Raw genomic sequence first — 13,149 nt, forward strand, 5'->3', positions numbered from 1 at the left:
GATTAACTTGTTTTCGGTCTATTACATTCTAGGGAATGCAATGGCCATGAAAATTTTTGCTAAAAGCAAAAACAAGCCAATCAAAGATTGGTTTTAATGGCTACGACTCGAAAACAAGTTAATCCCAATTTGAAAGTTTAAATCAAAATGTAAGGGGGAAGGTGGTATGTCCTTTCTTATAAATAATCACCTAAAGGAAGGTTATAGTGATTACAATTTATTATTCTTAAAAAAATATCACCAGGAGCTTAATTTAAATAATAGAATCCTGGATGTTGGATGTGGCCATTATAGAAATTTATATCTTTTTTATAAACTAGGTTTTAAAAATTTATATGGAATTGATGAATTAATACCTGATCCTAGCCCGAAACCCAAAAGATTTAAAGTTAATTTTACTAAACAAGATATAAATATAGGCCTTCCATATGAAGATAGAGAGTTTGATATAGTACTATGCAACTTTGTATTAATGTTTATTGTTCCAGATAATCTTAAAATGGTCCTAGGAGAGCTATTACGTGTAACAAGGTCTTTTTGTATTATAGAGACACAAAAACCTTTTTATGAAGCTAAAAACAGCCAAATAAAGGCATATGACTTTAAAGATATAATTGAATACATAGAAAATAATAATGAATTTGAAATTCTTGATAAGAAATTATATAAAGAAAAACTAATTGTAAGGAGAATTAATAATGGCTAGGGGTAGAAAAGCCTCAACTATAAAAGTTGTTACGGGGCGAGATAGAGATCTTATTAAGCAGCTTAGTAAAACTGGATTATGTAATTCAAGCCAAGCTAAAGAATACTGTGGAGTTAGTATGGATAGGTTAAAAAAGCTTGAAAAGAGTGGATATATAAAAACCTCCGAACATATAGTTCGTGGCGAAAATAACCTGATAATCCAGCTTGATAAAGGGGGAAAGGAGTACTGTAGGCAAGAATTTGGAATTACAAACTTTTGTGCTGCACAAACAAACCACCTTGCACATGATATAAAGCTTACTGAAGTTTATTATAAGCTAGATAGTGATATTCAAGATACCTGGAAACATGAAAGAGAATTAATAGATAGTTACTATGAAATGTATCCTGAGAGAGAAGGAGAACTTAAGACTTGCATTGATGCTGCAATTGAAGTTAATGGAGAAGTAATTGCCATTGAAAGTATCGGAACCAGTTACACTGGTGCTGAAATAGAGCTTAAACAAGAAATAGCAACAAGTCTTGGTTGCTCAAGAATGGAGTGTTTTTAATGAAGGCTATAATAAGAGATGATATTATTGCATTAAGTAGCTTTGTTGCTGCTGAATTTAAATATAAGGAATATCTTGAAATGATAATGAAGGCAGGAAATTATTGCTTTCTTGATCAATTTAAAAGATTTATAAAAAGTGGCCAATCTGTAGTTAATGGAATGATAGAAAATAACCTTATTGCAATGGAAAATATAAATAAAAACTATAAATATATATATCTTACAGATACTGCAATGAAGTATTTATACCTAAGAGATAGTGAAGATGATTTCTCAAATGTTCAAAAAAATAGAATAAGTGTAAAAAAGGTAGATAAAAACCCAACTGAAAAGCAGTTATTATCTTCTGCATACAAATTTCACTTACTAGCTATAGGAGAAGATTTAATTGATAAAGAGTCTATTATGAAATCACTGGAGGATCTTATCTTTTTTAAAAGGCATAATGTAAATAGTGAAGTATATAGTAACTGGTATAAAAAAAATCAAGAAAAAATTAAAAATCTTAAAAATGAAATTGAAGCTTTAAAAAATGAAAAGGTCCAGTTTGAAAATAATATAATTAAATTTAATAAAGGCTTAGAACTTTTTGATTCATCTAAAGAATACAACGAATATCTTAATTTAGATTCAAAATGTGATAGTTTTAAAAGTGAGATAAAAGAAAAATCTCAAAAACTTTTAAAAACTGGAGTCAAAGAATTAAATTTAGAACTTGAATATTTAGAGAAACTTAGAAGTGAAGTTTATAAAAGTTTTTTAATTAAAAATAATGCAATCGGCAACTTAAATGATATTATAAAAGGCTTTAAAGAGAAAATATCAAATAAAGAAAATAAATTTATTGAAGCTGAAAAAACATTTAATAAAATAACTACGTCAGTAGAAGAAATAACAATTCCTAAAGTTAAAGAAGTTCAAAAAGTATTTGAAAACTTATATAACATATCAAAAGTTATAGCTAGAATTAAGAATGATACATTAGAGTTTATCATTTTTGATAATGGAAACTTTAGAACAGCATATGCATACTTAAAACAAATAAATTCAATAAAAGCATTAAATTTAGGATTTGAAAAAATAAGAATAATTATTTATAGCTATGCAGAGCATAGATCGTATAACTTATACAATGAATTTATTAAAGCTAAATCTGAAAGAGAAAAAGCCTTAAATACTATAAAAACTTATAATTTAAAAACTGAAAATAGCGAAACAAAGTCTGATTTTTATATTGCAGCTGAAAAAGTTTATAATAATACTCCTGAATTTGAAGTTGAAACTAGAGATGATTTCTTTTATATGAAAAGCTACAAGGAATTAATTTCTAGTAGTACTAAATCAATAAAAAGAAAAGATAAAGAAGCTATTGATAATTTGATAAAAAACTTAAAAACAACATAAAGATATTCTGAGTAAATCGAAGAAATAAAATAATACCTAGATTTTTTTTATCTAGGTATTATTTTGTAGCTTTTAATTTATCAATATCATTATAATTATTTACTATAACAATTTCTACAGTTGATAGATTTTCTCTAACTCAATTAATTGTACTTATTATTACATATTATTATATATTGTTAACTATTGTTACATATTGTTATATATTATTATTTAATGATCCTAATCTTCCCAACCTAGTAATTTCTTTTCAAGAATATCATAATCATAATCTCTACCCTTGAAATTATTAAATTTAAGTTGTTTTACACTTTGTAATGGCTTTTCATAATCCTTTAACATTGTCTTAAACCAAGCATTTAAATTTTTTATATTCTGAGTAGTTGAATATTCAGCTATTTCTTTTATAAGTTTTAATGGTTGATCCTTATGTACTTCATTTCTTTTAGCTAGATTATAAAAATCATTAGCTGTTTTAATATTTATCTTTTTACCACAGAATTTTTCTATTATATTCTTTACTTCACTAATATCATCACTATAATATTTTTCAATAATTGTTGCAGATACTTCATCCATTGGATTAATAATATTATCAGCATTTAAATTTTTAACTTTATTTGAGCGAATATAAAATTTTAATGATGTAACCTTTCTACCAGTTTTAATTTCTTCAAATTCAAATTGTATATCTGTTTTTTCTTTTAATTCTTTTTGAGCTTTAATAATAACCTTATTCTTAAAATTTTGATAAACATTATAAGATTTTTCTTTTGCTCCTACCATATCTTTTAAATCTTCAATATTAAATTCAATAACTTTTCTATATAAATTGCTTTTTAAAAGCTCATATATTCTTATAGAATATTTGCTTTTTAAAGTTAGAATATTTGATAATTTATAACTTGTATACAATTCTTTTAATTCAAGCATGTAAGGCTTTAAGCTTGAATCAAATTTTAATATTACTATTCCTTCCCCCGTTTTATACCTTGCACTACTTAGCCAAGAAAATTGTACTAAGTCATTACCTTCCTTTATTTCTAAAACCTTTTTCATTAGTTCTTTAGTTATTTTAGGAACTTCAACATATTTACTTTTATCTTTTATATTTAATAACTCCATAAATTCTTTTATCTTAAATGCATACTCTTTAAATTCAATATCATTTGGTTGAACCATAGAAGCTAAGGTTAATATTATTTTTTGTTCTTGTAAACTTAAATCATAATTACAAGCAATTAATTTATTACTTTTAGTTACTAAATAATCATCTTTCATTTCTACACCCCTTATATGGAATATATTAGCATAAAACTAATACCTAATCAACACTTAGGTATTAGTAAGTTTTTTATTAGGTATGAAAAAGTATTATTTAGGTATGAAAAAGTATTATTTAGGTATGAAAAAGTATTATTAAAATTTTATTTAGGTATGAAAAAGTATTATTTAGGTATGAAAAAGTATTATTAAAATTTTTAGACCCTTGCTATTACTTACTTTGAAGCCTATCTAAAACATATAAAACAGTTATATATAAAACATATAAAACAACAACAGAGTTGTTGTCTCAAGTTTGGATATAAATTAAAAAATAATATATTAGATTTATATAAAATTTAATATATTTTATTATGGCATATGTAGTACTATATACTTAGAGGTGTTTTTATGATTGATATAGGATTATTAGATACAAATGAAAATCAATTTATTAATTATATAAATTCAGAGCTACTAAATAGAAGACAAATGAAGGATATTGAAATAAATGATTTTAAAGTCAATGATAGAGTAATTGTAAAAAGATTAGTTAGGCGTGGTTACAAACGAATTGAAAATGATTTAAATTTATGTGATGAAAAAGGAAAATTAATAAAGATCTTTATCAAAGATGATACATTTAAAGAAACTATTGTACAGAATAAAGATAATAAAGATGTTGGCAAGAGTAGTTCAGTTGTCATACATGATAAAAGTGTTAATATTCGAGAAAATAATATTGATGTTACAGATATCGTGGAACTAATTAATAGAAAAGAAGAAATATTTAGGATGTTAGAAATGTTTAATAATATGTCAGACAAGATGGGGGACAGCCTGTCTGACAGTATTGAAGACAAGTTTAATAATATAATTATTAAACTACCAAATACTAAAAACAATCAATTTAAAGCAACAATTAGATTAAATGATGTAGTTTGGGAACAGTTTAAAATATTTGCAAATAAGTATCCATTCTTCACAACTAAAGATCTAGTATCGCAAGCCTTAGTTGATTTTATGAATAAACATAGCAAATAAAGAGAAACTTTTAATAATGAGTACTTTATTAAACAAGGTGGTGTAGTTATGAAGAAAAAAACATATTGCGAGGATTGTAATGAATTAGTTTATTTTAATATTAAGGAAAATCAGCAGTTATATGATGAACTTTTTAAAATAAATTACCTAGGAACTACTTGTTTTTGTAGCATATGTGGTAATGAGGTACATGATAATGAAATAGATTCTATTAATATGAAAAATTCACAAAATGAATATGAAAAATCAATAATAAAGAAAAAAATATAGAAGGGCCTATAAGAAATGTTTATGTTAATAAAAGACGTGGTATAATATAGGAGATACTTCAGGACACCACCTGAATATCGCTTTAGTAAAAAAAAGTTAAGAAAAAAGCATTAATTTTGCGGATGGGTGCTTTTTTTCTTTGATTGAAACTTGAAAAAGAGAGATTTCGCTATCACTATAGCGAAATCTTTCTTTTTTTTCATAAGTTTATTTATAGTAAACAAAAAGCTATGGATTTTTAGAAAATCCATAGCTTAAAAATGGCTTAAAATCATTAATTTTTCTTTTATCGCTAAAAGTGCATTTAGCGAAATAAGTCTTTTAGCAAAATAGAGCCTACTTTTATAAAGTTTAAAAGAATATAATTAGTTTAATAATTCAAGTTCAAAGTCAGTGTTCAATTTGAAAAAATAATCATTAGATATTACATAAGCTACATTATCTATTATTCTTACATCTTGAGCTTGGATTTTTTTGTCCATTAGCTTCTTTATAGAGTTATCATCAATATTAAGTTTATATAGACATATTAAATTACCACCGTCTTCATTTACTAGTAATAATAAATCATTATTACTAGTAGAATACATGCTTAGAATATTATTATTTAGATTCAGTTCTGTATTTAAAGTGGAAGGTTTTAATGGTATATTTTCAGTGAAATTAATACTATCAAATAAATATAATTTAAAAGGTTGCGTATTATTAATATTAGATGCAAGAAATAAAAAATTATCATTAATACATGCAATATAACCACGTAGAACTTCATCTGATAATTTAATGGAATTAATCTTAGAGTCTATAACTTCGAGTAAGTAAGTACCTGTATTATTAGTATAAGCAGTTAAAAATTTATCTTTAGTTTTATTAAAAGCTCCAATCAATACCCTACTTTTATCATCTAAGGGACTTGAAAAATTTAAATCAGATAGTTCGGAGTTAGAAGTATTAAACATTTTTAATTGAAAATTATTTTTTTGATATTGAACTAATAATAGATTAGCATTATTAGAACCTATTAATGAATATCCTTTACCATTAAGAGATACAAACTTTTTATCATTATAAGGAAAAAATAACTGATCATCTTGATTATCATTTGGAGAATTTATTAACCAAGATGTGTCATATTGATTTATAACAGAATTTTCATCTATAAATTCATTTTTTAAATCAATCTTATTTGATTTACCAGTTGAGATTTCTTTCGTATAGAGTGTTAATTTTTTATCAGATAATTTATATTTTATTAAAGCATCTGACGCAATTGAAAAATTATTGGTATTTTCACAACTAGTAATTATTAAAGATCCAAATAGGACCATAATAAATGATAGTATTATTTTAATATATTTATTAAGTCTCATTATTTTAAAATCTCCTTATAAAAAGTTCCAGCACTAAGTTTTTTTATAAGTTTTTTTAATTGAATAGTTCCTAAGAGAATTAACAATCCTATTACAAGTAAAAAATCTAATGTAAAATATAGAAATACATATTTTGATATTAAGTCAAAGTTAAAGAAGTAATTTAATATCAGAGAAGCTATTATTGTTCCCAAGAATGATAAAGATAAAGTAACGATTCCGTTAAAGAAAAATTCACTTATAAATAATTTATAAATATTTTTTTCTTCAACACCTAAAATATATAGTAATCCGATATCTCTTTTTCTTAATATTAAAAATTGCTTAATACTTGATGATACGCTAAATATAGTTATAATTAAGAAAAAAATCAATATAGAAGAACTTATAGTAGTAATTATAACAGCGAATTGAGGAAGTGTATTGGTTGTTTTTAATGCATATTTTACTACAAAGGTACTATCAATGGCTTCTATTTCTTTACATATAGACTTCATACTATCAACTTTTGGGCATATAACAATAAGTTTGGAAGAAGTGATATTATTAGTATTTGTATTAAAAAGTTCTTCAAACGTTATTGGATCTATAATTGAAGTATCGGGTGGAAAATAAAGTAGTTCAGGCATTGTAAATTTTGAAGTTAGAGAGGTTGGCATAAGTGTAGAATCACCATAGATATTTCCATTTTTTATTGTTGGAATATGCGCACGTAAAGTTATATTTTCATTGTTATTAAAAGTTTCTGAATCAACAGCTACGTCATTTAATAGAAAATATCTATCATTGTCAATAGAATCTTTTACACCAAAGTATGAAAGATAGTCTTTTGAGACAGGGATTATGGCACAAGAAGATTTAGATTCTTTGTTATCCTTCAACACTTCAACATTCATACCATAGTCTAAGAAAGCATATTCCACACCAGATATATTTGAAATTTTATTTAAAACATCATTATTAAATTTGTAATCTAAATCCTTATTTTCAACTTGCATAAAATATAAGTTTGAATTGTCAACAACATCAGATTTATAATTATTTGTTACATTTAAAATGAATCCAATTATAAAGTTAAATATAAGTATAAAAAAGGCAAGTGAAAAAATTATATTAGAAAAGCTTTTTATATTTCGTTTAAAAAATAATACTGAAATTGACATATTATTTGACCTCCTAGTTTATTATTTGTGATAGTTCTCCATTTCTTAAGTTGTAAACAATATCCGCTAGTGATATATAGCTATCATCATGTGTAACAATTACTATTGTTTTACCAGCTTGTCGTAATGATAAAAATGAAGAAATTAGTATGGTTTTATTAGCTGAATCAATATTAGCACTAGGTTCATCGGCTAGTATAAGTTCAGTATCATTTAAGTAACATCGTGCAATAGTTACTCTTTGACGTTCTCCACCAGAAAGAAATTTAACTTTTTTATATAATATGGAGGAAATATCGAGATTCTTTGATTGAATTGTAATTTTGGTTTTTCTTTGTTTTTCATCAAGAGATGTAGTTAGCTGTAAATACACATCTAGGTTCTCAAATGCAGTTAATTCTTCGAATAAGTTAAAATCTTGAAATATTAAACCAATGTTATCTCTTCTTATTAAATTTTTCTTTTTAGAGGGAAGGTCTTTTACACTTAGGCCTTTCCAAAAATAGTCTCCTGATGTTGGATTTTCAATTAGAGATATTATATTCAATAGAGTAGATTTACCAGAACCAGATGGTCCCATGATTACATATATCTTACCGGGTTCTATAGTTAGATTTATATTATTTAATATTAATTGATTACCATAATTTTTATTTATATTTTTTAGATTTAATAGTATGTTTTCCATAAGACACCTCATATTTTAGAATTTGTTTATTGTTTCAATTAAAGATTCTGTTTCATATCCTTCAAATGTAGCTTCTAAATTTATTGATTTGTATTGAGTGCTAGCTGAATATCCATATATTGTTTTATAAGAAAGTAATTTATTAGACAAATCATTAATTAAATTATCATCTATTTTAATTTTATGTGAATTTGCAATATTAAAATACATATTTGCACAACGAACATAAAAGTCGTTATCATAATTTAAGAGCTTCTGACCAATAAGGTTTAAATCAATATTATCTGTATTTTGATAAATATCAGATAAGACTTCATAATACATTAGTTCAGCTATTAAAAATTCATCATCCTCCTCGTAGCTAGCCTTATTAAGTTCATAAATTTTTGAAAAATTTGGCTCTAACTTAATTGCAGTATCAGTATTATTTAAAAGTAGTAATATTTTAAGCTTCCAATATAAAGTTGTAAAATTATTTTCTTGATTTGCTGATTCTAAAGATAATTGTTTTATTGAGTCATTAACTTTATTTTCTATATAGTCAAAGTTTGGATTTTTCTTGATATAGTTTTTTATCTTCAAAAAATAATAGATTTCAGAAAAATCAATATCATTTTTTCTATATTTAGTTAGTAAGATGTTAGTATATTCATTAATTGGACTTTTACTAACATCAAATTTATTATTTTCCATAGAAGCGAGGTTAATAAAAAAGTAAAAACTCTTAAATGTGGGAATTAATTCTGCTGGTGCTGTAAAAGTGTAATTAGTATCTCTAGGATATGTAGCAACTATATCTTTTAGCATTTCAGTATCATGATTACTAGACTTTATAATATTAAAACAATAAAATTTAATTACAGCAGGAATATCAATGTTACTTTCAATTAGAATTAAAACTTTATTTGAAATTCTAGATAATTTATTATTACTAGATAATTTATCATTAACTATGATATTATCAAACAACATAGATAATAAAGGTATATTTTGTATATTATCCACGAAATTATCATTTAAATTTTCAAGTAAATTATTAACAGCATCATTGACTAATGGTTGTATTTTATTGATTTCATCTTTCAAATGCATATTTTTAAATATTTTAATTTTATAAAATAAGATAGTTTCATTTTCAAAATCAATATTATTATCGTTAATTTGGATAGAATCTAAGGAATGTAGTATGAAATTATTAAATTCCATATTAATGTCTAAAGAATCTCCTATGAAAGATATTTTTTCTAATATGTTAAGTAAAATAAGTTTATCTTTTGATCTTAAGTTGTCCCATTGGTCTATATACTGTGTATTAATAAAATTAGAAATTTTATTTTTTATTTCCATTGTAGGTGCAACATTAATTTTATTTGAAAAAATAATATAGAAATAAATATTGCTTAATAATAATTCTGGACTATTATTTTCAGATGAAACGTTATTTAATTCATTATTTAATTTAGAAGAAAGAATATCTAATAAATTATTGAAATCGGAAGTCTGAATATTCATATTATAATCAAGCATTATAATATTATTTATAAGGGTATCTTCTAATGAAAATTTGTCTGTATATTCAATAAGACTAAGACAATCTTTATGTATAGATTTATCTACATAAGACGTATTTAGTTGAGAAATTGGATTTTTATTATTTTCTTTAGCTGTGCAACCATAAAAATTATAGAAAATATATATAAATGAAAATAAAATACAAAATATTTTAATATTTTTTTTCCCCCTCATACTTGACTCCTTTTAAAAAAGAAGTTACGTATTTTCATACTTAACTTCTTTTTATATTTAGTTATTAAACTTTAGCAAGTGTACTAAATGTTACACCTCTAGCAAACATAGTTGCTGTATTGTTACATCCAACATATAAACATAGTCCATTACCAGCAACTCTACCTCTAAAGGAAGCATCACTTGCATTATCATTTGTCCATGAACTTCCAGTAGAAGAACCAGAACCAGAAATGCCAGCTCCATTCCAAGATACGCTTCCACCAACAGTATAGAAATTCCAAGCAGTTCTTATCCATTCTGCATCGTAAGGATCGGTGCCAGAATAGTGTGCTGATACTTGAAAATCTCCAGTACCATTAAAGTCTGATATAGATTGAATCCAAACATTAGATGTTAGTTTTCCGTTAAATGCACCTACAGATTGACTATTGCTTGTTGCAAAAGCTGGTACAGAGCAAACACCTGTTATAAGTGCGAGTGATAATAAAATAGTAGCTATTTTTTTCATTTCATTTCCTCCTTTTTTTAGTAATCGATCTGTTAAGTTAAATGAACATTGCTCTTCTCAACCTAAGGAAATACAATAGGTTTGCAAAAATAAATAATATCCCCCTAGAAAAGGAGAGAAGAACAATGAGCAAAACTAATATAAAATGTCCTCGCTGCCATTCTTATAAACTATATAAGTTCGGTTTAGATAAGCAGGCTAATCAAAAATATCAATGTAAAAAGTGTAAACGTCAATTTGCTCCTGACTCTGTCAGTAATCCGATAATATCTAAATACCCTAGATGTCCTAAATGTAATAAGGCTACGTTCCTTCATCATGAATATAAGCACTATAATCGCTATAAATGTGGTGATAAGAAATGTAAACATGTAATAGTTAAACATCATTCTCTTAATATAGATAATGCTTCTAGCGAAGCTATTACCGGCTCCCTTTCTATGAAAGGAATGCGTTTTCCACTTCATGTTATATTAACTGCACTCACACTCTATTTTTTAAATAATTCATCAACTAGAGCAATTTCTCAATTCTTGATGATAAACTCTGGAATTAAGGTATCTCATGTTACTATTGCCACCTGGACTAATAAATTTGCACCATTTTTCAAACAGAAGGCTGATAAATTTAAAGATACTCTTGATTTACAATCTGACGATTGGCACGCTGATGAAACAGTAGTATTTATTAATGGTGAAAGATACTATCTCTGGTTAGCTATTGATTCAGAAACTAGATTTATTTTAGCATTTCATTTAACTAAATCCAGAAGCTCTGATTCAGCATACACATTGATAAATGAAGCTAAAAAATTCAGTGAACCAGCTAATTTTATAACTGATAGATTACCTTCATATAATGAAGCTGTCGCTACGCTATTACCAAATACAACGCATATTCCTGTAGCTCCAATGTCTAGTGATACAAATAATAATTTAATAGAATCATTCAATAAAACTTTTAAAGCTTGGTATAAAGCTTGGTATAAAGCTAAAAAAGGCTTTAATTCTTTTGAAAAAGCTAATAACCTAATATATCTATTCATTTTTCACTATAACTTCCTTAGACCACATGGATCATTAAATAACTGTACTCCAGCAGAAGTTGCTGGCTTCGCTAGCGATAGCCTTGCCAAAAACTCTTGGTTTGTTGCTGCTTAACTAAAATTAATACCTTTGATTAACCTGCAAAAAAATCAATGCTTTTGCAGGCTTGTTTGCCATACAATAAAACATTCAAACTTATATAATTTTCAAAGAGCGAGTAATTCTATGAAAAATCAAGCTATTTTTTCATAACTACTTAACAGATTCTTAGTAATTGTATAAATTTACACATATATAATTCTAGAAATAAAATAAAAATCCTTCAAAAATTTTAAAAAAATACCAAATAATCAATAAAAATACAATATTTATCATAGGAAGATAAGTCTTTATTGCGCTAGAATACAAGATATAACAAAGTTATGTAAATTAAGAGAATATGATTTAAAAGGACAGAGAGAGCTTATATTGTTCTTATATAGATACTCTTTAGGTTCATTTCTAGAATAGCCACTAGGAGTGCAGAAAGGTATATCTAAGTAAAAAACAGGAATATAAGTATAAAATAAAATGCTTATAGAGCTTCTGGCTATAACAGAAATTGAAGAAACTTATATGACTACAATAATTTCAGATAAAGAATATAAGAGAAGGTAAGGGAGTTTTTAATTTAATAGTTAATACTTGGGATGAGTGTTCTAAGTTAGTTCTTGGATATAATTCAGTATATAAAAGTTTTAATACAAGAGAAGAAGCAGAAAAGTATCTTGATATAGTAAATACAGAAGAAATAAAAGAAATGATCATAAAAATTAAGGAAGTTAAAAAATATAAGAGAGAAAGTAAAGAAGTAATTAGAGTTGATTTAAATAAGAATATTTATGATAAGTTTGTAATGAAATGTAATGATATTGGAATGAGTAAAGAATGGTTAGATTAAAAGGAGAATTAATATGGCTGACAATTCTTTATCAATAATTATTAATAAAATAAAGTTTAAGAAAAAAATTGTGAAAGATTCACTACTAATTATAGTAGCTGTAATAGTATTAGTAGTAATGTTTGTATCTATATTTAATCTTAGGTATGGATTTATTGAAGTAATATTGTTTTCTATAATAAGCATTAAAATTAAATTTAATTTTGAGATTGAAGATTACATAAAAAGTTATATAAAAAACATAAAAATATGTGTAAAAGCATAGAAAGTAATAATAAATATTCAGTTTAAATGCTTTTATATTAAATAGGAGTAGTATATAATATGTGTAAGTAATATGTATTATTAGAAATTATAATAATATATTAAAATTTACATATGATATTTCATAAAAATATATTAAAAATAAACATCTAGAAATAAATCATAATAATTTATTTCTA

At 24.9% G+C, this 13,149-nt stretch carries 14 protein-coding genes and 1 pseudogene; 9 read left to right on the forward strand and 6 right to left on the reverse strand.

Annotation, left to right across the window (positions count from 1 at the left end; translation table 11 throughout):
• Positions 1–166 precede the first annotated feature (166 nt).
• Genes ACYQ1T_RS15310 through ACYQ1T_RS15320 form a run of 3 tightly spaced genes read left to right on the forward strand, consistent with a single transcriptional unit; the run spans position 167 to position 2,665 of the window.
• Entirely contained in the window at positions 167–706 is a 540-nt protein-coding gene (locus ACYQ1T_RS15310; protein WP_459836689.1) for a class I SAM-dependent methyltransferase, read from the forward strand.
• Positions 699–1,259: a hypothetical protein gene (locus tag ACYQ1T_RS15315; RefSeq protein WP_459836691.1), complete on the forward strand. Its 561-nt coding sequence runs from the start codon at positions 699–701 to the stop codon at positions 1,257–1,259. The genes ACYQ1T_RS15310 and ACYQ1T_RS15315 overlap by 8 nt, the downstream gene beginning before the upstream one ends.
• Complete coding sequence (locus tag ACYQ1T_RS15320) at positions 1,259–2,665, forward strand: hypothetical protein (protein WP_459836693.1); 1,407 nt, start codon at positions 1,259–1,261, stop codon at positions 2,663–2,665. Before ACYQ1T_RS15315 ends, ACYQ1T_RS15320 begins: the two co-directional genes overlap by 1 nt.
• A 222-nt stretch (positions 2,666–2,887) precedes the next feature.
• Here the strand turns inward: ACYQ1T_RS15320 and ACYQ1T_RS15325 are convergent, their stop codons facing one another.
• Positions 2,888–3,946 (reverse strand): replication initiation protein, encoded by a 1,059-nt coding sequence (locus ACYQ1T_RS15325; RefSeq protein WP_459836695.1) that lies wholly within the window; start codon positions 3,944–3,946, stop codon positions 2,888–2,890.
• Positions 3,947–4,339: 393 nt separating this feature from the next.
• Between ACYQ1T_RS15325 and ACYQ1T_RS15330 the strand changes: the two genes are divergently transcribed.
• Positions 4,340–4,972 (forward strand): hypothetical protein, encoded by a 633-nt coding sequence (locus ACYQ1T_RS15330; protein WP_459836697.1) that lies wholly within the window; start codon positions 4,340–4,342, stop codon positions 4,970–4,972.
• A 48-nt stretch (positions 4,973–5,020) separates the two neighbouring features.
• Positions 5,021–5,242 carry a hypothetical protein gene (locus ACYQ1T_RS15335; RefSeq protein ID WP_459836699.1) on the forward strand — a complete coding sequence of 74 codons (222 nt, stop codon included), beginning with the start codon at positions 5,021–5,023 and terminating at the stop codon, positions 5,240–5,242.
• Positions 5,243–5,607: 365 nt separating this feature from the next.
• Here ACYQ1T_RS15335 and ACYQ1T_RS15340 read toward each other — a convergent pair whose 3' ends face one another.
• From ACYQ1T_RS15340 to ACYQ1T_RS15360, 5 genes are all read right to left on the reverse strand, one after another.
• On the reverse strand, positions 5,608–6,612 hold the full coding sequence (locus ACYQ1T_RS15340) for a hypothetical protein (protein ID WP_459836701.1): 1,005 nt from the start codon (positions 6,610–6,612) through the stop codon (positions 5,608–5,610).
• Positions 6,612–7,775, reverse strand: a complete 1,164-nt coding sequence (locus ACYQ1T_RS15345; RefSeq protein ID WP_459836702.1) for an FtsX-like permease family protein — start codon at positions 7,773–7,775, stop codon at positions 6,612–6,614. The genes ACYQ1T_RS15340 and ACYQ1T_RS15345 overlap by 1 nt, the downstream gene beginning before the upstream one ends.
• 13 nt (positions 7,776–7,788) lie before the next feature.
• Positions 7,789–8,463 (reverse strand): ABC transporter ATP-binding protein, encoded by a 675-nt coding sequence (locus ACYQ1T_RS15350; protein ID WP_459836703.1) that lies wholly within the window; start codon positions 8,461–8,463, stop codon positions 7,789–7,791.
• Between the two features lie 15 nt (positions 8,464–8,478).
• Positions 8,479–10,209 (reverse strand): hypothetical protein, encoded by a 1,731-nt coding sequence (locus ACYQ1T_RS15355; RefSeq protein WP_459836705.1) that lies wholly within the window; start codon positions 10,207–10,209, stop codon positions 8,479–8,481.
• Positions 10,210–10,273: 64 nt separating this feature from the next.
• Positions 10,274–10,720 carry a hypothetical protein gene (locus tag ACYQ1T_RS15360; protein ID WP_459836707.1) on the reverse strand — a complete coding sequence of 149 codons (447 nt, stop codon included), beginning with the start codon at positions 10,718–10,720 and terminating at the stop codon, positions 10,274–10,276.
• A 125-nt stretch (positions 10,721–10,845) separates the two neighbouring features.
• Between ACYQ1T_RS15360 and ACYQ1T_RS15365 the strand changes: the two genes are divergently transcribed.
• The 4 genes and pseudogenes from ACYQ1T_RS15365 to ACYQ1T_RS15380 all read left to right on the forward strand — a co-directional run bounded on the left by ACYQ1T_RS15365 (position 10,846) and on the right by ACYQ1T_RS15380 (position 12,971).
• Positions 10,846–11,880, forward strand: coding sequence for an IS6 family transposase (locus ACYQ1T_RS15365; protein WP_459836710.1), 1,035 nt, complete (start codon positions 10,846–10,848; stop codon positions 11,878–11,880).
• A gap of 559 nt (positions 11,881–12,439) precedes the next feature.
• Positions 12,440–12,520: pseudogene (locus ACYQ1T_RS15370) on the forward strand (ribonuclease H1 domain-containing protein); the annotation flags it as partial.
• Positions 12,521–12,565: 45 nt separating this feature from the next.
• Positions 12,566–12,706, forward strand: a complete 141-nt coding sequence (locus tag ACYQ1T_RS15375; RefSeq protein WP_459836713.1) for a hypothetical protein — start codon at positions 12,566–12,568, stop codon at positions 12,704–12,706.
• Between the two features lie 13 nt (positions 12,707–12,719).
• Positions 12,720–12,971 carry a hypothetical protein gene (locus ACYQ1T_RS15380; RefSeq protein WP_459836716.1) on the forward strand — a complete coding sequence of 84 codons (252 nt, stop codon included), beginning with the start codon at positions 12,720–12,722 and terminating at the stop codon, positions 12,969–12,971.
• Positions 12,972–13,149: the final 178 nt, after the last annotated feature.

This window comes from Clostridium carnis (genome assembly GCF_054657435.1).